Source organism: Chromobacterium sp. S0633, from assembly GCF_024158805.1.
Taxonomy (GTDB): domain Bacteria; phylum Pseudomonadota; class Gammaproteobacteria; order Burkholderiales; family Chromobacteriaceae; genus Chromobacterium.
Genome location: NZ_JAMZGH010000003.1, coordinates 273,364 through 293,030, shown reverse-complemented (window position 1 = coordinate 293,030; position 19,667 = coordinate 273,364). Strand labels below are relative to the sequence as shown.

Annotated in this window: 13 protein-coding genes and 1 CRISPR repeat array; of the genes, 8 read left to right on the top strand and 5 right to left on the bottom strand. The window is 66.1% G+C overall.

Going from position 1 to position 19,667, the window contains the following annotated elements:
• Together NK214_RS03460 and NK214_RS03455 are read left to right on the top strand one after the other, a co-directional pair.
• Positions 1–615: TolC family protein (locus NK214_RS03460; protein ID WP_253313767.1), on the top strand; the 615-nt coding region annotated here is incomplete at its 5' end.
• An 86-nt stretch (positions 616–701) separates the two neighbouring features.
• The gene (locus NK214_RS03455; protein ID WP_253313766.1) at positions 702–1,985 is read left to right on the top strand and encodes a ferric reductase-like transmembrane domain-containing protein; all 1,284 of its coding nucleotides are present in this window, start codon (positions 702–704) and stop codon (positions 1,983–1,985) included.
• Positions 1,986–2,337: 352 nt separating this feature from the next.
• Here the strand turns inward: NK214_RS03455 and NK214_RS03450 are convergent, their stop codons facing one another.
• Together NK214_RS03450 and NK214_RS03445 are read right to left on the bottom strand one after the other, a co-directional pair.
• A complete protein-coding gene (locus NK214_RS03450) occupies positions 2,338–2,772 on the bottom strand; it encodes a DUF411 domain-containing protein (protein WP_253313765.1) in 435 nt (144 codons plus the stop codon).
• A 73-nt stretch (positions 2,773–2,845) separates the two neighbouring features.
• The gene (locus tag NK214_RS03445; protein WP_253313764.1) at positions 2,846–3,160 is read right to left on the bottom strand and encodes a hypothetical protein; all 315 of its coding nucleotides are present in this window, start codon (positions 3,158–3,160) and stop codon (positions 2,846–2,848) included.
• Between the two features lie 326 nt (positions 3,161–3,486).
• On the opposite strand from NK214_RS03445, the gene NK214_RS03440 reads away from it, so the two are divergent.
• From NK214_RS03440 to NK214_RS03420, 5 genes are all read left to right on the top strand, one after another.
• On the top strand, positions 3,487–5,625 hold the full coding sequence (locus NK214_RS03440) for a TonB-dependent receptor domain-containing protein (RefSeq protein ID WP_166452707.1): 2,139 nt from the start codon (positions 3,487–3,489) through the stop codon (positions 5,623–5,625).
• 109 nt (positions 5,626–5,734) lie between these two features.
• Positions 5,735–6,025 carry a DUF2218 domain-containing protein gene (locus tag NK214_RS03435; protein WP_227104831.1) on the top strand — a complete coding sequence of 97 codons (291 nt, stop codon included), beginning with the start codon at positions 5,735–5,737 and terminating at the stop codon, positions 6,023–6,025.
• 160 nt (positions 6,026–6,185) lie between these two features.
• Positions 6,186–7,295 carry an ABC transporter substrate-binding protein gene (locus NK214_RS03430; protein WP_253313763.1) on the top strand — a complete coding sequence of 370 codons (1,110 nt, stop codon included), beginning with the start codon at positions 6,186–6,188 and terminating at the stop codon, positions 7,293–7,295.
• Positions 7,292–8,356 carry an iron ABC transporter permease gene (locus NK214_RS03425; protein ID WP_107800468.1) on the top strand — a complete coding sequence of 355 codons (1,065 nt, stop codon included), beginning with the start codon at positions 7,292–7,294 and terminating at the stop codon, positions 8,354–8,356. The genes NK214_RS03430 and NK214_RS03425 overlap by 4 nt, the downstream gene beginning before the upstream one ends.
• Positions 8,353–9,126, top strand: coding sequence for an ABC transporter ATP-binding protein (locus NK214_RS03420; RefSeq protein WP_253313762.1), 774 nt, complete (start codon positions 8,353–8,355; stop codon positions 9,124–9,126). The genes NK214_RS03425 and NK214_RS03420 overlap by 4 nt, the downstream gene beginning before the upstream one ends.
• Positions 9,127–9,209: 83 nt before the next feature.
• On the opposite strand, the gene cas3f is transcribed toward NK214_RS03420, so the two are convergent.
• Both cas3f and cas1f read right to left on the bottom strand, forming a co-directional pair.
• On the bottom strand, positions 9,210–12,554 hold the full coding sequence (gene cas3f / locus NK214_RS03415) for a type I-F CRISPR-associated helicase Cas3f (RefSeq protein ID WP_253313761.1): 3,345 nt from the start codon (positions 12,552–12,554) through the stop codon (positions 9,210–9,212).
• The gene (gene cas1f, locus NK214_RS03410; protein ID WP_253313760.1) at positions 12,551–13,525 is read right to left on the bottom strand and encodes a type I-F CRISPR-associated endonuclease Cas1f; all 975 of its coding nucleotides are present in this window, start codon (positions 13,523–13,525) and stop codon (positions 12,551–12,553) included. Before cas1f ends, cas3f begins: the two co-directional genes overlap by 4 nt.
• 206 nt (positions 13,526–13,731) lie before the next feature.
• A CRISPR array of direct repeats spans positions 13,732–14,722; the repeat unit is 24 nt; unit sequence GTTCACTGCCGGATAGGCAGCTTA.
• Positions 14,723–14,891: 169 nt separating this feature from the next.
• Between cas1f and NK214_RS03405 the strand changes: the two genes are divergently transcribed.
• Positions 14,892–15,371 carry a DUF1203 domain-containing protein gene (locus tag NK214_RS03405; RefSeq protein ID WP_253313759.1) on the top strand — a complete coding sequence of 160 codons (480 nt, stop codon included), beginning with the start codon at positions 14,892–14,894 and terminating at the stop codon, positions 15,369–15,371.
• Between the two features lie 257 nt (positions 15,372–15,628).
• Here NK214_RS03405 and NK214_RS03400 read toward each other — a convergent pair whose 3' ends face one another.
• Positions 15,629–19,513 (bottom strand): amino acid adenylation domain-containing protein, encoded by a 3,885-nt coding sequence (locus NK214_RS03400; protein ID WP_253313758.1) that lies wholly within the window; start codon positions 19,511–19,513, stop codon positions 15,629–15,631.
• Positions 19,514–19,667 lie beyond the last annotated feature (154 nt).

Below are 19,667 nucleotides of genomic sequence, written 5' to 3'. Positions count from 1 at the left end.
CGGCTGCCCGCCGCGCCCGCCGCCGGCCTGCCGTCGGAACTGCTGCTGCGCCGGCCGGACCTGCGCGCCGCGGAACGGCAGCTGGCGGCCGCCAGCGCCGACATCGGCGTGGCCGCGGCCGAGCAATACCCGCGCTTCAGCCTGCTGGCCAGCGGCGGCTGGGACAGCGTCCGCTCCGGCGACTTCGCCTCCCAGGCCAGCCGCTACTGGAGTTTGGGGCCGCAGCTCAGCCTGCCGCTGTTCGCCGGCGGTCGGCTGCAAGCCCAGGTCAGAGCGCGCGAGGCCGGCTACGACGCCGCGCTGGCGCAATACCGCAAGGCGGTGCTGCAAGCGCTGGCCGATGTGGAAACCGCGCTGCTGCGCAGCCAGGCCGGCCGCGTCCAGGACGCGCGGCTGGCCGAGGGAGAAGCCGCGCTGCAACGCCAGCTTGGCTACGCCCGCCAGCGCGTCGCCGTCGGCGAGGCCGCGCAAAGCCATGCGCTGGAAGCGCAATTGCAGCTTGCCGCATTGCGCGAACAGCGGCTGGCCGCGCGGCAAACGCTGTCCGCCGACCTGATCGCGCTGTACAAGGCGCTGGGCGGCGGCGCCTTAGCCGCCGACGCGCCGCCGCGCTAAACCCGCCCCCGCGCCGCGTTTAAGCTGCGCTTAAGTTTGCGGTGTTCCAATCGCCTTAATCCCCTATCGCAAGAAAGGACATGGCGATGAACCCTAGACTCCCCCTGCTCAGCCTGCTGCTGCTCGCCAGCGGCGCCTTGTACGCCGCCGCCAGCCTGTGGCAAAGCGGCCTGCCGGCCAACTACTGGCAATGGCGACACGAACTGGTGCTGCTCAGCGGCGTGCAATTGATGGCCGTGATGAGCGCCGCCATGCTGCTGGCCGCGCGCCCACGCCGGCTGGAACCGCTGCTGGGCGGCCTGGACCGCCTCTACGCGCTGCACAAGCAGCTGGGCATCGCCGCCGGCCTGCTGCTGGCGGCTCACTGGCTGATCAAGCTGTCGCCCAAGCTGATGCTGGCGCTGGACTGGGTCGCTCCCCGCGTCAGAAGCGGCGGCGGCGGCAAAGACCCGCTGGTCTCGCTGGCCAAGGACGTGGGCGAATGGGCGGCCTGGGCGGTACTGGCCATGGTGATCCTGGCGCTGCTGCGCGCCGTGCCCTATCGCTTCTGGCGCAAGCTGCACAAGCTGTTCGCCCCGCTCTACCTGATGGGCGCCTTCCACGGCCTGATCCTGATGCCGGCCGAGATGTGGGCGCAGCCGGTGGGCTGGCTGCTGGCCGCGCTGATGCTGATCGGCTCCGGCTGCGCGCTCTACTCGCTGGCCGGCCGCATCGGCAAGCGACAACAATACGCCGGCCAGGTGCATAGCATCGAAGCGCTGCCGGCCGGGCAGTTGGAAGTGATCTGCCAGATGGACGCCTGGCCCGGCCACCGCGCCGGACAATTCGCCCTGATCAGCTTCGACGCCGCCGAAGGCGCCCATCCCTTCACCATCGCCAGCGCCGACCATGGCGACGGCCGGCTGCGTTTCATCATCAAGGCGCTGGGCGATTACACCCGCCGCCTGCCAACCGAACTCCAGATCGGCCAGGCCGTCACCGTGGAAGGCCCTTACGGCCGCTTCCAGCCGCGCGGCGGCGCGCGCCAAGCCTGGGTGGCCGGCGGCATCGGCGTCACCCCTTTCCTGGCCTGGCTGCAAAGCCGGGAAGTGGCCGAAGAGCAACTGGACGTGGATTTCTACTATTGCGTGCGCAGCCGCGGCGAAGCGGCGCGGCTGGAAGAAATGCGCCAGGCCTGTCGTCAGCGCGGCGTGCGGCTGCATCTGATCGAAAGCGAAGCCGGGGCACAGTTGAACGCCGGCATGCTGCCGGAAGTGGACGAGGTCTGGTTCTGCGGCCCGCAGGGCCTGGGCAAAGCGCTGCGGCGCGGCCTGAAACAACGCGGCGCGCAGGCGCCGGTTTTCCACCACGAGGCGTTCTCAATGCGCTGACGCAAGACGGGCGTTCCGACCTGCCGGAACGCCCGTCATACACTCAAGCAAGCCGCTGCAAGGCGGCTGGCGCATCGCTAATCTAGAGTCTGTTCAAAGTCTCGCGAGCGAGAGCGAGACAAGGCGGAAACAACCGAAGAAGCGGAATGTACATACGGTACATCAGCATTCTGAGGTCTTTTCCAACGCCCTTTTCTATTCATCCCGCCGCAGCGCAGCAGATCGTAAACAGGTTCTTAGAGTCGCTAACAAAACCGCGCAGCGTACCTGAGCCAAGGCGCGCCGACGCAGGCAGTACAAGTCGTACGACAAGGAGGCGCAACGCAGGATCAGAGGGTTTTGTTAGCGGGTCTTAACGCGTGGCGTAGACGCTGCGCCTCCCCTGCCCATCAAAACTCAACACCTGATAGGCCTGCTTGCTCGGCCCCTCCATCCCCGGGCTGCCCATCGGCATGCCCGGCACCGCCAGGCCGACGATCTTGGGCTTGTCCTTCAGCACCTTCTTCACCAGATCCGCCGGCACATGGCCTTCGAACACATAGCCGCCGATCTCGGCGGTATGGCAGGAACGCAGATCCGCCGGCACCTTCAAGCGGGCCTTCAACGCTGACATATCCGCCTCGTTGCGGATTTGCAGCGCCACGCCGTTCTGCTGCATATGCTCGGCCCAGGCGGAGCAGCAACCACAATACGGGTCCTTGTGCATCACGCCGCCGGCGGCGGCCACCACGGGGGACATCAAGGAAACGGCCAGCGCGGCGGCGGCCCAATACATGCGTTTATTCATGAGATGAAATCCAATGCTATTTGAATGAAAAAGCGAACCAGCCCGCAAAACCGCGGTTGGCGCAAAAAAAGGATCATTCAACAGATTGGGGAGGCCGCTCCGGCGGCGCGGGGATGAAACCGGACCACACTATTTCAGCCTTGGCCTGCAGCACCGGGCGGATCGCCTGCAAGGGCAGGCTGGGCGCCGCCGGCCATGGAGCGGCCGGCAACTGGCAGCAAGCGGCGGCCTGAGCGGCGCTGGCCGGCTGGGTATGGCAAGCCGCGCCGTCGTCGGCCATCCAGACGCAGGGCGCGCTGGCGTCCACGCGTCCGCCCATGCTCCAACCCGCCTGCGGCAAGAGCAGCAGACACGTTAGCAACAGTAGCAAGGGCAGACGAATAGGCATCGATTCAGGTAGGGCGCTGAGTCCGGAACAGGCTTGAGACTGGCGGATAGCGCCTTGGTTCCCAAGCCATTTCGCCATTTCTCCCACCCCGCGCAAAGTTTGAGCCAGGTCATATCCGCGCCAGATTTGTCGCGACCGAGTACAATCACACCCTCAATCAATAACGATTCGCATTTGCGTTCGCATTAATTCGGTGGGATACTTATGGTCCCATTTGACATTCCTTGCGCAAACTAAACGCCAACGGCATGCACACAGCGCCGGCCTTGCCGGGACGCGGATCAAATGGGCTTCGTTCATGTGATGATTTCCAGGTATCCACGATAATGAAAACCTTTGACTCCGCCGCCCGTCACGGCGTGCGCCTTGCCCTGTTGTCCGCGGCGGTTTCCGCCCTCTACCTGCCCGCCGCCCACGCGGCGGAAGCCGAAGCCACGCTGCCCTCGGTCGTGGTCACCGCCTCCGGCTACGAGCAAAAAATCAAACAGGCTCCGGCCAGCATCTCGGTGATCACCCGTGAAGACTTGGCGAAAAAACCGTTCACCAATCTAACCGACGCGCTGGTTGACCTGGAAGGCATCAACATCAACGGCTCCGGCCCTGGCGACAAGGACATCTCCATCCGCGGCATGCCCGGCGAATACTCGCTGATCCTGGTGGACGGTCGCCGCCAAGGCACCCGCGAAGTGCGTAGCCGCGGCACCGGCGGTTTCCAGCAATACCAGATCCCGCCGATGGAGGCGATTGAGCGCATCGAAGTGGTGCGCGGCCCGATGTCCTCGCTATACGGCTCCGACGCCATGGGCGGCGTGGTCAACATCATCACCCGCAAAGCGCCCAAGGAATGGCATGGTTCGATGACGCTGGGCGGCACCATCACCGAACATTCGAACGAAGGCAATACCGGCCAGAGCAGCTTCTGGCTGGGCGGCCCGCTGATGAAGGACCTGCTGTCGCTGCAAGTCTACGGCTCGCTGAACAACCAGGCTGAAGACAATATTTTCTACAGCAAGAGCGGCGACGGCGGCAAAGACGCCAATCACATGTCCGACATCAACGCCAAGTTGAGTTTCACCCCGAACCAGGACCACGAGATCACCTTCGAAGCCGGCCATAACGAACTGCGCAAGACCACCACGGGCGGCAAGAGTTTGTCCCCGACTCTCGGCAAATACGATCAATACGATACCCGTGATCACTGGAGCCTGAGCCACAACGGCAAATACGGCAATATCCGTTCCAATGTCGCGCTGTATCAGGAAATGGCCAAGTCCAGCTCGGACGAAAACAACGTCAGCGACGGCAAAGGCGTGAAGTTGGCCAATACCACGCTGGACGGCCAACTGACCTTCCTGCTGGATCGGCACACAGTGAAGGTTGGCACCCAGTTTGGCCGACAAGTTGGTTCCGATCTTCAGGCACAAGAGGCCCTGCTTCCGCCATTCCAATACAAAGGCCCTGCCAATCCGGATAAAGTTACTGTCAATACTTGGGCCCTGTTCGCCGAGGACAGCTATGAGGCCACTGACAATCTGACCATCACCGCCGGCGGTCGCGTCGACCACCACAGCGTGTTCGGCACCCACTTCACCCCGCGCGTTTACCTGGTCCAGCACCTGGGCTCGCAGTGGACACTGAAAGGCGGCGCGGGCAAGGGTTTCAAGGCGCCGACCATTCGCCAAAGCACCGACGGCTATTGCATGCGTACCGGCAGCCGCGTAGAGACTGGTTTGCTGTGCGGCAACTCCAAACTGAAGCCTGAGGAAAGCACTTCTTATGAAGTTAGTCTTCATTTCGACAATAGCCGGAACCTGAACAGCAGCGCCACTCTGTTCTACAATCGTTTCCGCAACAAGGTAGTCAGCTACGGTACGGACCAATTTACCGATCAGTTGAAGTACTTCGATAGAAACGACAAGCAATACAAAGATGCGAGAGTCTATGTCTACGACAACGTAGACCAAGTTGATATCCGTGGTCTCGAGCTGTCCAGCAGTTGGACCTTCATGCCGAAATGGACGCTGTCCGGCAATTACACCTACACCAAGTCCAAGCGCGAAGGCGGCAAGGAAACCTCGCTGTCCGGTCAATCGCTGAACGGCTTACCGCTGGACAAGACACCGGAACACGCCGGCAATGTGAAGCTGGCTTGGGCGCCGATGGAAAAGCTGGACCTGTACACTCGCCTGAACTTTGAAGGCAAACAGTACTACACCGGCTTCCGCAACGGCGCTTACGATGCGCGCACCCGCGGCGGCTCCAGCACCTGGGACTTTGGCGGCAGCTACAAGCTGAGCAAGAACTTCGACGTCAACTTCGCCGTCTTCAATTTGACCGACCGCAAAGTACCGATCGACGACCGCGTAGGCAACGCAGAGAAAGACAAAACCAAAGCGCCGCTTAACGGCAACTGGATGGTCGACGAGGGCCGCCGCTATTGGCTGACCTTGACCGGCAAGTTCTAAGCCGCACCCTGACGGCCCGTCCCCGGACGGGCCGGAAACACCGCACGGCAGTTGCCGAATCCGCCGGATTCGCCAACTGCCTGTTCCCGTTTTTACGATTGGAGAATTGATGATGTTGAGCAGCCGCGCCCAATTGACCACGCCCAATGCCGACAAGGTGCTGTACAAGCTGTGCAAGCACTACGCGCTGAAAGTCCCGGTGGAGTTCGACAGCCACCAGGCTCATGTGCACTTCCCCATCGGCGAATGCCGGATTCAGCGCCAGGACGACACCCTGGACATGATCTGTGCCGCCGACGCCGCCGACAAGCTGGCCAAGATCGAATTCATCATGGACGAGCACCTGGGCCTGATGGCCAAGACGCCGGACTTGAAACTGGATTGGGCCAAGACCGAGTAAGACCCCCAGCCCAGCCGCGTTTTCCGAGCGCGCCGGGCCTGCCCGGCGGCTCCCGTTTCTGTATGATGCTTGCCACCCGCTCCACGGCTAAAGCCCGTCCACCCGCCCTCTCCACCGCGGCGGGCTTTGGCAGCGGAGCCGTATCGCTCAAGGAATCACAATGAAAACACTGTTCTCCCGTCTGCTGCTGGCCGGCGCGCTGGCCGCGGCCACGCTGGCGGCCCAAGCCGCCACCGTCACCGACATCGCCGGCCGTAAAGTGGAAGTGCCGGCCAAGGTCAATCGCATCCTCCTGGGCGAAGGCCGGCTGTTCTACGCGCTGGCCCTGCTGGAAGGCAAGCAGCCCATCGCCCGCATCGCCGGCTGGCAGGGCGACTTCCGCCAGCTGGACCCGCAAACCTACGCCCAGTACAAACAACGCTTCCCGGCCATCGACCAGGTTCCGCTGATCGGCAAAACCAGCGAGAACTCGGTCAGCGCCGAAAAAGTGCTGACGCTGCGCCCCGACATCGCCGTGTTCAGCATCTCCGGCCACGGCCCGGGCCTGAACAACCCCATCGTGCAGCAATTGCAGGCGGCCAAGGTGCCGGTGGTCTTCGTCGATTTCCGCAACGCGCCGCTGGAACACACCGTGCCCAGCCTGCGCATCATGGGCAAGGCGCTGCAGCGCGAGGCCGAGGCCGAGCGCTTCATCCGCTTCTACCAGGGCAAGATGGACGCCATCCGCAAAGTCGTCGCCGCCATCCCGGCGCAGCAAAAGCCCAAGGCCTTCCTGGACCTGCGCGCCGGCGCCTTCAGCAACGTCACCAGCGCCGGCCGCGGCAGCCTGGGCGAGCTGGTGGACGCCGCCGGCGGCGTCAATATCGCCGACAAGCTGATTCCCGGCGCGGTGGGCGAAGTGAATATGGAGCATGTGCTGGCCAGCAATCCGGATCTTTACATCGGCACCGGCACCGCAGACGCCGCCGACAAGACCGGCATCCAGTTCGGCGCCAACATCAGCGCGGCGCAGGCGCAGGCCTCGCTCAAGCGCACCGCCGCGCGCAGCCCGGTGGGCGCCTTGCGCGCGGTGCGCGAAGGCCGCACCTTCGGCGCCTGGCACCACTTCTACAACACGCCTTACCACATCGTGCTGCTGGAAGCCTTCGCCAAGGAACTGCAGCCGGCGCGCTTCGCCAAGCTGGACCCGGACGCCAGCTGGAAGCAGCTGCACCGCGACTTCCTGGCCATAGAGCCGCAAGGCACTTACTGGGTCAAGGGCGTTAAATGAGCGGCGAAACCCTAACGCTTTCCGCCGCCATGGTGGCGGCGGACTACCGCCGCACCCTGCTGCGCCGGCTGCTGCTGGTGGCCGTGCTGCTGAGCCTGCTCGCCGTCTCGCTGACGCTGGACGTCACCACCGGCGCCAGCGGCATGCCGCTGGCCGAGTTCTGGCAGACGCTGTGGCACCCGGCCGCCGCCGATCCAGCCACCGAGGTGATCGTCTGGCAGATCCGCCTGCCCTATGCGCTGATCGCCATCGCCGCCGGCCTGGCGCTGGGGCTGGCCGGCGCCGAAATGCAGACCGTGCTGCACAACCCGCTGGCGGACCCGTTCACCCTGGGCCTGCAGCCGGCGGCCGCCTTCGGCGCGGCGCTGGCCATCCTGCTGGACGTCAGCCTCCCCGGCATCCCCGGCCCGTGGATGCTGCCGGTCAACGCCTTCGTGTTCGCGCTCGGTTCCGCGCTGCTGCTGGACGTGGTGGCGCGCTGGAGCAATATGCCCACCAGCGGCGTGGTGCTGTTCGGCATCGCGCTGTTCTTCAGCTTCAACGCCCTGGTGTCCCTGCTGCAATTCGTCTCCACCGCGGACTCGCTGCAAGACTTGGTGTTCTGGCTGATGGGCAGCTTGTCGCGCGCGGACTGGCCCAAGATCGCTTTGCTGTTCGGCGCTTTCGCGCTGATCCTGCCCTGGTCGCTGAGCCAGTCCTGGCGGCTGACCGCGCTGCGCCTGGGCGAAGACCGCGCCGCCAGCTTCGGCATCAATGTGCGCCGGCTGCGGCTCAGCTCGCTGCTGCGCGCCAGCCTGCTTACCGCGCTGGCGGTGGCCTTCGTCGGCACCATAGGCTTCATCGGCCTGATCGCGCCGCATATCGCGCGCCGGCTGGTGGGCGAGGATCACCGCTTCTACCTGCCGGTGAGCGCGCTGACCGGCGCCGCCATCCTGTCCATGGCCTCGGTGGTGACCAAGAATCTGGTGCCCGGCGTCATCGTGCCGGTGGGCATCGTCACCTCGCTGGTGGGCATCCCCTTCTTCATCGCCATCGTGCTGCGCAACGGAGGCCGCCAATGAACTCCGCTCTGTCCATCCATCAACTCTCGGTCAGCTACGGCAAGCGTCAGGTGATACGCGGGCTGGACGTGCCCTGTCTGCGGGCGGGCGACATCACGGCCTTGCTCGGCCCCAACGGCAGCGGCAAGTCCACCTTGCTGCGCGCCTTGGCCGGCCTGCAGCACAGCAGTGGCGACGTCCGCCTGGACCAGCGCGCGCTCAGCCGCCAGCGCGGCGAAGTGGCCTACCTGCCGCAGACCCTGCCGCCCAGCGTGCATCTGTCGGTGTTCGAATCGCTGATGGTGGCCGGCCAGGCCACCGCCGCCGGCCTATCGCGCCGCCATGACGACCAACAGGTGTTCGCGCTGCTGCAATCGCTGGGCATCGAGCAACTGGCGCTGCGCTATCTGGACCAGCTGTCCGGCGGTCAGCGCCAGCTGGTGGGCATCGCCCAGGCGCTGATCCGCGAACCGGCGGTGTTGCTGCTGGACGAGCCGCTGTCGGCGCTGGACCTCAACTACCAGTTCCACGTGATGGACCTGCTGCGCCGCGAAACCCGCCGCCGCGGCATGGTCACCGTCATCGTGCTGCACGACCTGAATGTGGCGCTGCGCCACTGCGACCGGGTACTGATGCTGAAGGACGGCGCGCTGCAAGCCAACGGCGCGCCGGACGAGGTGATAGACAGCCAAAGCCTGCGCCGCGTCTACGGCGTCAGCGGCCGGGTGGAGCGCTGCTCTCAGGGCGTGCCGCATGTACTGGTGGACGGGCTGCACAGCGGTTTGCGCTGAGAGCCTGTCCGATGTCTGCTGCGAACGGCCGAGGCCGCCGGCGATACCCACGCCGCCTCGGCCGTTTTCATTGCCAGCGCGCCTCAAGCCTTGCAAAACCCCAGCGCCGGATGGAAGCGCCAGCCATTGTCCGACTGCGGCAAGCTCAGCCCGCCAAAGCGCCGCGCGCAGGCGTCCAGCTCCATGCCCAGTTCCGCCGCCAGCTCGGCCAAGGCCGCCGGATAATCGCTGACGCCCCAGGGCCGGATATTCGGCTGCGTCAACGCCGCGTCCGGCACCCGCTGGTTCAGGCTGGCCTCCACCGGCGTGAAATGCGGCGGCTCCGGCCAGGGCCGGCTTTCCACCCGGTGCAGCGCGTAATCGTCCCCGTCCTCGGTGGGCAATAACAGCAAATCCAGCTCCGGCTCGCCGCCGGCGCGGAAAGGCTGCTGCTGCGCCAACACTCCGCTGAGCAGCGCCTGCGGCTGCTGCCAACAGCTATACGCGCCCAAGGGCGCGATGGCCTGGCCCTCGCGCCCCGGCCGGCTGCTGGCGGCCTTGGCCTGGCCGGCCGGCGACATCATCTGCGCCAGCCGCGCATGCTCCAGATGCGACAAGCGCCGCTTCGGCTGCAAGGGCTCCGGCTGCACGATGCGCGGCCGCGCGTCCAGATGCCGGTATTCGTCCTCCTCCAGCAGTTCGCTCAATAGATGGCTGTCCAAGGCAAACGCCTCATTCTCGAAGCCCGGCCTGCGGAAGGCCGGCTGGCTGGGCTGTTCCACGCTGCGCAGATTGCGCTCGGCAATCAGCACATTCACCTTGTCCCAAGGATCCGGACGGTGGCGGCGCAGCCGGCCGGCCAGCTGGATCAGCGAACGCATCGACGAGGGCTCGACGATCGCCCAGTCGTAATCGTGATCCCGCCCCACCTCGGTTACCGGCGAGCCCAGCACGATGAACACATGCTCGCGCTCCGGCTCCGCGTCCAGCTCGCGACGGATGGCCGGCAGCGTGAACACCGCTTCCGCTTGCTCGCGGTTCAGCGCCTGGTCCAGCTGGCGCTCGATGGCGGAACGCAACATCAACGGGTATTGCGAGTGGTAGACGCATAAATGCAGCTGCCAGTGCGCCGGCCACGGCAGCGCGTACAAGGCCAGCGCCACCTCGAACAAGGGTTGGATATTGGCCATGCGCACCAGGCCGAAGCTGACCGCCTGGCCGCTGATCGGGTCCCGCTGCTGATTGAGCCGGTGCAAGCGCTCGATAGCCGGCTGCAACTGGGCGGCGAACTCCCGACGCAAGGCCGGCGCCTGCCCCTGGCCAAAACTCAACGGCAATAGTTCAGCGTTGCGCCGCGCCGGCTGCGTGGCCAGCCAATCGGCGCGCCGGCCGGCAAACTGACGCTGCCGCCGGCGGAAAGCGTCGACATCGGCGCAGTCTTCCTGGGCCCGGTCCTGTTCATCCACCCAGGCGCAGCATACCGCCAGCGGACGCCCCGGCTGGCCGCGATTGGCCTGGAACTGACGGCGGCCGGCCAGATAGGCCTCGAACAAACCCTCGATCAGCGCCGGCGGCAAGGTGGCGGACGACAGCAGCAGCCGGCTGCCCAGCAAGCCGGCCCAATGCGCCAGCCGGGTCAGCGCCGGCAAATCCGCCAGGTCGAAATCGTCCGGCTCGTCCAGCACCAAGTCCCCGCTCATCAGCCGCAGCATGGGCGCGATCTGCCGCCCGCCGCGCTGGCTTTCCGTCGCCGGCGTCAGATGGTCTATGGTGCACACCAGCAGCGGCGCCTGCAGCAGCTTGGCCGTTTGCGGATCGCACAGCGCACGCGACAACAGCGGGTGCTCGCCGCCGGCCTCGTAACGCACCTCGCCGCCCTCGTCCCACAAGGCTTGGCGCGAGGCCGAGCCGCTGGCCTCCGCCTGCTGTTGATAGTGTTTGAACAACTGGGTGTTGGCGCTGCCGCCCACGCAGATGGCCAGATCGTCCTCGTTCAGGCGCAGCCGCTGGCGGAAGGCCTGACCGGTTTGCAGCGTCAGCGCGCGCAAGCCCAGCGCAAACGCGCAACGCAGGCCCAACGCCGGGTCCGCCAAGGCGTACATGATCCGCGCATTGCCCAGCGTCTTGCCGCAGCCGGTGGACGCCATATTGACGATGAAAGCGCCCTGCTCCGCCGCCCGCTGCCGCATTCCCGCGGCCAGGTCCGCGGCGCGGTCCTGCCAGTGGAAGCGTCCATCGGCGCTGCGCTGCAGCAAGCGCTTGCGCCGCGACAGCCGCGGCAGCTCGCGCTCAAAACCGGGCAAGGCGCGGCATACCAGGGCGCTCTGCTCCGCCACGCCCAGCAAATGCTCGTCCAGCGGCTGATTGAAATCGCCGGACCGGCCATGGGTATTCGCCCACAGCGGATAGCCGGCCTGGCCGCGCTTGTGCCGCAGCTGGCCGTAATCCAGGCTGGAAAAATGGTGATCCGCCAGCATCAGGCTCAGCCGCGCCACGTGCATCGCGTAAAGATTGTCCAGCCAGCGCGTCTCGCCGCGCGCGGTCAGGCGCGCGGCCAGCTTGTCCGCCAGCCGCGCGGCGCGGCGGCTCCAGGCCGGCGTGTTCACCGGCAGGCCCTGCGGGAAACGCCAATACGGCGCCAGCTGCGCCGGCTCGGCCTCCGTCTCCCGCCATTCGTTCCAGCGCGCGTCGATATGAGCCGGAATATTCAACAGCATGCGGCTTTGAAAGCCCTGCAGCTTGCCGCCCAAGCGGCATTGCCGCTCCTGCTCGAACTCCGGCATCAGCGGCAGCCGGTGATGCGTCAGCACCAGCCAGCCCACCGCGGCGGCCAACGGCGGCAGACAGGCAAACGGCGGTTCACACGCCGCCCCCATGCCGTCCGCCTGCAAACGCGCCAGCCAGCTGGCATGGTCCCGCGCCGTTGGCTGCCGCAAGCGCGCCAGCCAGCCGGCGTCGTCGTCATCGCCGACAAAGGCCTGGAACAAGCGCAGCGACACCCACTCGTGGCGGTAGAGATTGCGCTCGCTCCGCTCGCCGCGCAGCCGTTGCTGAAACGCCTGGCTGGCCTTGCCCAGGTCGTGCAGCAAGGCCGCCAGGCCGGCCAGCAGCTGGATGTCCTCGCCGCTATGCCAGTCGTTCTCGTCCGCGCTGCGCAGCACATTGCGGCGGGTGCTGTGCGTGGGCGTGGCGCCGTCGGCATTGAAGCGGCTGGCGTCGCCGACGATCCACAGCAGCTCGCTATGGTCCTGGCCGCGTATCCAGTGGCAGGCCACCGCGGTGTTCTTGCGCGCGCTCTGGCGCAGCAAGCGCCGCAGCGTGTCCAGCCCGGCCTGGGTGATGGGCGTTTGCCAGACGCGGTCGCCGCGGCGCTCGGCGAACTGGTCCAAAATCTGCCGGCTGCGCGTCAGCGCCTTCTTGTCGCATTGCGAAATCAGCAGGATATTCATGCCGCCCGCCCCCGCCGCTCGGCAATGTCCTTCAAGGTGTCGATGATGAAATCCAGCGCCTCGCCGCGGGTCAGCGCCTCGATGCAGGCCTGGCGGAAAGTCTGCTCATCGTCGCCGCGCATCGCGGACACAAAGGCCTGCGGCAGAATCAGCGCATCCTTGACCAGATCCGCCGCGTCGAACACCAGCCCGCCGCGCCGGGTCTTGCCGTGCAACACCGCCAGGCCGTGCGGCAAGCCCAGCACCCAGGCCGCGGTGGCGCCCAGGCCGTAAGCCAGGTAATTGCCGTGATCCAGAAAAGCGTTGGCCGGGTCCGTGCCGGCGCCGCGCTTGGCGCGGCTGAAACCGCCATAACCGGTGGCCTGCGCCGCCAAGCGGAACAGCAACTTGGTCAGCCGCGCCTCCTCGATCAGCAAATGCGCGTGGTCCGGCGCCTGGGCGATCGCCTGGCGCGAAGCCTGCAAGGCCGCCTCCAGACCGGCCTCCTCCACCACAAAACCGGCTTCGCGCAAGGCGCGGCTGCCCAGCCAATGCCGCTGCAAGCAGCCCAGCCGCGCCAGCTGCACATCCTTGGCGGCGGCCAGCCGCTGCGCGTCGTCAAACCAGAAACGCACCCAGTACTGCAGATATTCGGTGGGCCGGTACTCGCTTTGCGGCGCAAACCACGCCGCCTCCTGCTCCAGCTCATTGGCGCTGAATAAGGGCGTGCCGCCCCCGCCGCAAAACCCCACCATCACCCCGGCCTTGGCCAGCTCCCGCATCGCCGCCTGCGTCACCGAGGTGCCAGTGCCCAGCAGGATGCAACTAGTGTTGGCGATGGGGATATTCCAGTACAGCGAAGCCTTGCCCGCGTCGGTGACGTACTCCACCCGCCCGCCATTGACCAGCACCCGGCAGTGCTGCAGATAGTAAAGATTGGCGCGCTTGGAATGCAGAATGGTCTTGAGATCGGACGGGGAAAAATCTGACATGGCGATACCTTCGGGATGGAACGCGACAGCGCATCTTGCCATGAGCATGAAAAGTGGGACAGCCGGCGCGGACTACCCTTTTTTTCTGCCCCCAGGGGCCGACATTTAAAAACAATGGCTTAGCGATAAGCTGAAAATTTGGGTCAAAGCCGGAAGAATCGCTGCAAATGCCCACGCCATAAGGACTGTGGGCGGTGTAGACTCTAGTTCACTGCCGGATAGGCAGCTTAAGAAATGTGAACGTGGCCGGAGCCCATGTAGAACGTGTTCACTGCCGGATAGGCAGCTTAAGAAACGGCGGCAAGAGCCAGAAGGGCACAATGATGGTTCACTGCCGGATAGGCAGCTTAAGAAAGATGGTGGCCGTCCGCCTCCTTGAGCGTGACGTTCACTGCCGGATAGGCAGCTTAAGAAAAGTAGTAGTAAGCCCGCGCAAGCCAAGCAAGGTTCACTGCCGGATAGGCAGCTTAAGAAATCGGTGGCAGCCGCAATCAGCTGCGTATTATGTTCACTGCCGGATAGGCAGCTTAGAAAGCATCTCGGCGCAGTCGCTGGCGGAAATCCAGGTTCACTGCCGGATAGGCAGCTTAGAAACTATTGAAGGCTGTGGGGCAGCGGCTGCGCATGTTCACTGCCGGATAGGCAGCTTAGAAATACTACAACAGCGCGAATCCGTCGCAACCGTGGTTCACTGCCGGATAGGCAGCTTAGAAATGGTTGATGGCATCCTTCACCGATCCGATGGCGTTCACTGCCGGATAGGCAGCTTAGAAAAGCACGGCAGCGACGAGGACGTGGTGGCGCTGGTTCACTGCCGGATAGGCAGCTTAGAAACACGGACAGCGTCAGCTCGCCCAGGCACTGCAGGTTCACTGCCGGATAGGCAGCTTAGAAATACACGCATCCGGTACAGGACGTGCAGTCGGAGTTCACTGCCGGATAGGCAGCTTAGAAATTCGGGCAGGTCGTGACCGGCTGGGAGCTCGACGTTTACTGCCGGAATAGGCAGCTTAGAAAATTCGGCGACGGTGAAACCGGGGCAGGTTTTGGTTCACTGCCGGATAGGCAGCTTAGAAAAAGCGCAAGCGCTCGGTCAAGAAGTGGTCAATGTTCACTGCCGGATAGGCAGCTTAGAAATGATGGACCGGCTGTTCAACGCCCTGGACGGCGTTCACTGCCGGATAGGCAGCTTAGAAAAGTCACCGAGGAAATGCACCGCGCGGCGGTGAGTTCGAAAACGGAGACGGGGCAATTCCACTTGCCATACACAGCGATTGCCTGAAAACGAGCACAGCAAGAATCGGGTCGCCCGCAGGGGTACGCCGCCATAGACTTCGGACATCTCAATGATACGAAGGAGCGCGGCATGGCTTGGCAACTGGAAACCTTGGATCCGGTTTTCGTCGAACGGGCACGACACAAAGGGATTGATGCGCTCGGCCAGCCCGTGCGGCGGATGGCTGCCGCCGGCGGCGAACCGTTCCGCGATGCGCTGCGCCGCGCCATTCCGGGTGAGGAGCTGATTCTGGCGAGCTACAGCCCATTCCACCAAGTCGGTCCATACCGCGAGTATGGCCCGGTTTTCCTGGCGGCTGAATCACAACCGGAGCCTCTGCCCGAGCTGTCAGCGCTACTGCACCGCGTCGGCGTGAATGCCTACCTCGGCGACAGCGTGGCGCTGCGCGCTTACGACAAAGAACAGACCATGCAAGAAGCCGCACTGCTGCCAACGCATGAGGTGGAGGCGACACTGACTCGCTGGGAGGCACGACCCGAGATCGCTTTCGCGATGCTGCGTTTCCCCGCCCATGGATGCTATGCGCTGCGACTGAACCGGTACGAATAAATGGAGCCCAAGCGATGCGTGATCGGCCACCTGAAAATCAGCCCTTAGAACCTGTTTACGATCTGCTGCGCGTACACGGTAAGCAGCCCTTCGAAATGCTCATGTACCGGATGTACACTCCGCTTTCTCAGCCGCAACGCCTTGTCTCGCTCTTGCTCGCGAGATCGTAAACAGACTCTTACGGAGCAAGCAGCGCTCAAAAAGCAAAAACGCCGCTCACCCAAGGTGAACGGCGTTTTTCATCAAACCGGCGCGGCTCAAGTCAAGCGCCGCGCCAACTCCTCGCCTATCCTTCGCATCGGCTCCGGATCGCTCATGCCGAAGTGGTCGCAGTCCAGCTCCACGCATTCCAACTTGCCGCCGAGGAAGGGCCGCCAGTCTTCCGGCTTGGGCGCGTCTTCCGGGTGGACGCCGGCGCGGAACAGCAGCACGTCGCCGTCGTAAGGCGGGGTTTCGCTGTCGCGGAACAATTGCATGCCATGCAGCGAGGCCTCGCCCAGCCGCTCCAGCGCGGCGCGGCCCAGCGGCGCCAGCGGGCTGCCGGGGCGCAGCAGGCGTTGGTAAATCGCCTCATTGTCCAGCGGCTGGCCGTTCTCGTCGGCGTCCACTTCGCCGTTGACGCTGAGCACCGTCACCAGCGCGTCGTGCAATATCGGTTGCGGCCGGCCCTGCCAGCTGGCGGTCGGATAGCTGTCCATCAGCGCCGCCAGTTCCACGGTTTCGCCGGCGGCGCGCAGCTGCGCCGCCATCGCCTGCGCCAACCCGCCGCCCAGGGACCAGCCCAGCAGCCGGTACGGCCCTTGCGGCTGGACTTCGCGCACGCGGGCCACGTAGTCCGCCACCATCGCATCGAAGCTGGCCGGCTTGTCGCCGGTGATGCCGGTGGCTTGCAGGCCGTAGATGGCCACGCCGGGCAGGTGTTTGGCCAGGCCCAGATAGCACCAGGACAGGCCTTCCGCCGGGTGCAGGCAGAACAGCGCCGGCAGCGCGCCGGGCTGGATGGTCAGCAGCGGCGCGAATTCCTGGCCTTCGCTGGCCGACGGCGGCCGGTGCGCGGCGGGCGCGCTCAGCGCCTGCGCCAGCGCCGCCACCGTGCTGTGGCTGAACAGCGCGGACACTGCCACTTCGCGGTTCAGGCGCTGCGCCAGCCGGTTGGCCACCTGGATGGCTTGCAGCGATTTGCCGCCCATTTCGAAGAAGTTGGCGTGGCGGCTGGGCGGGTTCACGCCCAACACTTGCTGCCACACCTCCATCACCTGGCGCTCCAGCGGGCTGGCGTCTTCCGCCGCGGCCGGCGCTTGCGCTTCCATGCCGGCGGCCAGTTGCTTGCGGTCTATCTTGCCGTTGACGTTGCGCGGCAGGCTGTCCAGCCAGCGCCAGTGATCCGGGATCGCCGCCGCCGGCAGCACCTCGGCCAAGCGCGAGCGCATCATCGCCGGCTCGGTCTCGCCGCCGCTGAGGAAGGCGGCCAGCGTATAGCCGCCGCCGGCCAGCGGCAGGCCCACCACCGCCGCCTCGCGCACCTCCGGGCAGGCCAGCAGCGCGTTTTCGATTTCGGCCGGGTCGATGCGCAGGCCGCTGATTTTCATTTCATGATCCAGCCGGCCCAGGAAGCGCAGCTGGCCGTCGCTCAGCCGCGCGCGGTCGCCGGTGCGGTAGGCGCGCGGCGCGCCGGGCAGCGCATCCAGCGTTACGAAGCGGCGCGCGGTCAGTTCTTCGCGGCCCAGGTAGCCGATGGCCAGCGCCTCGCCCAGCAGGCACAGTTCGCCGTCCTCGCCCTGAGCCACCGGCTGCAAACGCTCGTCGACGATGACGGCGCGCACGCCGGGGCGCGGCAGGCCGATGGGCACGCTGTCGCCGCCGTCCCATACCGCACCGGGGCCGGACAGGATGGCGCTGGTGGCGATGATGGAGGCCTCGGTGGGCCCATAGCTATTGAGCAGTACGCTGCCCGGCAACAGCGCCTGCCAGCGGCCGGCGCGTTCCGGCAGCGCGGCTTCGCCACCGATGATGGTCAGCCGCACGCTAGCCAGCTGCGCGGCCAGTTCCGGCTGCAAGGCGAAGGCCAGTTCGTGCCAGAAGGCGGTGGGCAGGTCCAGCACGCTGATGCGCTGGCGCGCCACCGCGGCGGCGAAGGCCGGCATCGACTCCAGCATCGCGTCGGTGCGCAGCACCAGGGTGCCACCATGGCACAGCGCCAGGAAGATTTCCTCGATGCTGGCGTCAAAATGCAGCGGCGCGAATTGCAGAATGCGTTCGTCGGCGCCGATGCGGTACAACTGGCCGGCGCTGCTGACGAACTGTGCCAGCGCGCCGTGGCTGACCAGCACGCCGTTGGGCTTGCCGGTGGAGCCGGAGGTGTAGAGCAGATAAGCGGCTTGGCCGGCTTCCGGCGCCGGGTCCGCGGCGGCCAGCGCGTCCTGTTGCGGCGGCAGGTCCAGGCATAGCGCCGGCACGGCGCCCAAGAGCGGACGCCAGGCGCTCAGGGTGACGGCCAACCGCGGCTGCGCGTCGTCCAGCACCATGGCCAGCCGCGTCGGCGGGCCGTGCGGGTCCAGCGGCACATAGCAGCCGCCGGCCCACAGCGTGGCCAGGATGGCGACGATGGCTTCCGGGCTGCGCGGCAGCACGATGACCACCCGCTCCTCCGCCTGCAGGCCGGCGGCTTGCAAGCGGCCGGCCAGTTGCAGCACGCGCTGCAACAGCTCGCGGTAGGACAGGCGCTCGCCGTCCTGTTCCAGCGCCGTCGCGTCCGGCCGCGCGGCGGCGGCGGCGCGGATCAGGCTCAGCACCTCCCGCGGTTCGCGCTCCAGCGCCGCGCCGTCCAGCACGCTCAGCGGCGGCAGCTCCGGCAGCAACTCGCTCAACGCGGCGTCCGGCGCGCGGCCGGCCCAGGCGTCCAGCCAGGCCAGCAAATCGTCGCGCAGGCCGTCCAGCTCCGTCTGCGGATAGGCGTTGGGGTTGGCTTCCAGGCACAGCCGCCATTCGGTGTTCAACAGGCTGAAATTGATCGACACGTCCTCCACCGGGCCGGAACCCAGCGGCAGCACCCGGCTGTCCAGGCCGGCGAACGGCGCGCGGCGGTCGAAAGGCATCAGGTTCACCACTGCGCCGAACAAACGCTGCTGGCCGCCGACGCGCGCCAGATCGCCGCGCAGCTGCTCGTAGCGATAGCGCTGATGCGGCCGGATCGCGCGCAGGCTGTCCGCCAGTTGGCGGCTCAGCTCCGCCGCGCCCAGCTCTTCGTCCAGCCGCAGGCTCAGCGGCGCGATATTCATCGCCATGCACGGCACCGCCAGCGCCGGCGTGCCCAGGCGGTTCATCACCGGCAGGCCCAGGGTCAGCGCGCGGCGGCCGCTGCGCTTGGCCAGCCAGGCGCCCACCGCCGCCAGCAGCCAGGCGCCCCAGTCCACGCCGTGCTGTTTGGCCGAAGCCTGCCAGGCGGCGATCTGCGCCGGGCTCAGCCATTGCTCGGCCTTGTTCACCCCGTCCGCCAGCAAGGCGGCGGGCGCCAGCGTGCTGGCCGCCGGCTGCCGGCCCTGGCGCTGCAGCCAGAAGGCGCGGTCCTGCGCGCAGGCCTCGCTGGCCTGGTAGTCGTGATCGGCGGCGACGATCTTGTCCAGCGACCAATCCGCCAGCGGCGGCAGGGCCTGCTGCTTGACGCGGGCGCTGTAGCGCGCCGCCAGCGCCTGGCTCAGCAGGCCGTAGGCGAAGCCGTCCAGCGCGATATGGTGGGTCTGCAGATACCACCAGTGCCGCTCCGGCCCCAACTTCAGCAGCGCGCCCAGATAGAGCGCGTCCCGCGCCGGATCGCACGGCCGCGCCAGCGCCTGAGCCACCCAGACCCGCGCCGCCGCTTCCGGTTCCGCTTCCGCGCTGAAGTCCAGGCAGGGTATCTCCACCTGCGCGGCCACCGGCTGCTGCCACAGCTGGCTGCCGTCAAACTCGAAGCGCATGTTCAGCGCCGCGCAATTGGCCAACACCTCGGCGGCGCTGTCGCGCAAGGCGTCCAGGTCCAGCGCGCCGCGCAGCTCGGTGGCTTCGGCGGTGAGGTAACTCGGGTTGTCCGGGGAAAGTTGCTGTCCCATCCAGATGCCGTGCTGCGCGGCGCTGACGGGGAGGCGAGAAGCGGTCAAAGTCATAAGAAGGCGTGCCGTTGCGGTTCCATGCCAGCGCTATGATGCGTGGGCAGATCAAATGAGAGCAGCAATCTTACACTATAAATGGGAATGATTATCAATATTGGTTTGATTAGGCCTATCCCTTCTCCAGCCTCAGCCCCGCTCTGCAAAGCCG

Bases quoted from the DNA above. Each gene is read 5' to 3' on its own strand.
- NK214_RS03455 (WP_253313766.1), top strand. From the start codon at position 702: ATGAACCCTAGACTCCCCCTGCTCAGCCTGCTGCTGCTCGCCAGCGGC.
- NK214_RS03450 (WP_253313765.1), bottom strand. From the start codon at position 2,772: ATGAATAAACGCATGTATTGGGCCGCCGCCGCGCTGGCCGTTTCCTTG.
- NK214_RS03445 (WP_253313764.1), bottom strand. From the start codon at position 3,160: ATGCCTATTCGTCTGCCCTTGCTACTGTTGCTAACGTGTCTGCTGCTC.
- NK214_RS03440 (WP_166452707.1), top strand. From the start codon at position 3,487: ATGAAAACCTTTGACTCCGCCGCCCGTCACGGCGTGCGCCTTGCCCTG.
- NK214_RS03435 (WP_227104831.1), top strand. From the start codon at position 5,735: ATGATGTTGAGCAGCCGCGCCCAATTGACCACGCCCAATGCCGACAAG.
- NK214_RS03430 (WP_253313763.1), top strand. From the start codon at position 6,186: ATGAAAACACTGTTCTCCCGTCTGCTGCTGGCCGGCGCGCTGGCCGCG.
- NK214_RS03425 (WP_107800468.1), top strand. From the start codon at position 7,292: ATGAGCGGCGAAACCCTAACGCTTTCCGCCGCCATGGTGGCGGCGGAC.
- NK214_RS03420 (WP_253313762.1), top strand. From the start codon at position 8,353: ATGAACTCCGCTCTGTCCATCCATCAACTCTCGGTCAGCTACGGCAAG.
- cas3f (WP_253313761.1), bottom strand. From the start codon at position 12,554: ATGAATATCCTGCTGATTTCGCAATGCGACAAGAAGGCGCTGACGCGC.
- cas1f (WP_253313760.1), bottom strand. From the start codon at position 13,525: ATGTCAGATTTTTCCCCGTCCGATCTCAAGACCATTCTGCATTCCAAG.
- NK214_RS03405 (WP_253313759.1), top strand. From the start codon at position 14,892: ATGGCTTGGCAACTGGAAACCTTGGATCCGGTTTTCGTCGAACGGGCA.
- NK214_RS03400 (WP_253313758.1), bottom strand. From the start codon at position 19,513: ATGACTTTGACCGCTTCTCGCCTCCCCGTCAGCGCCGCGCAGCACGGC.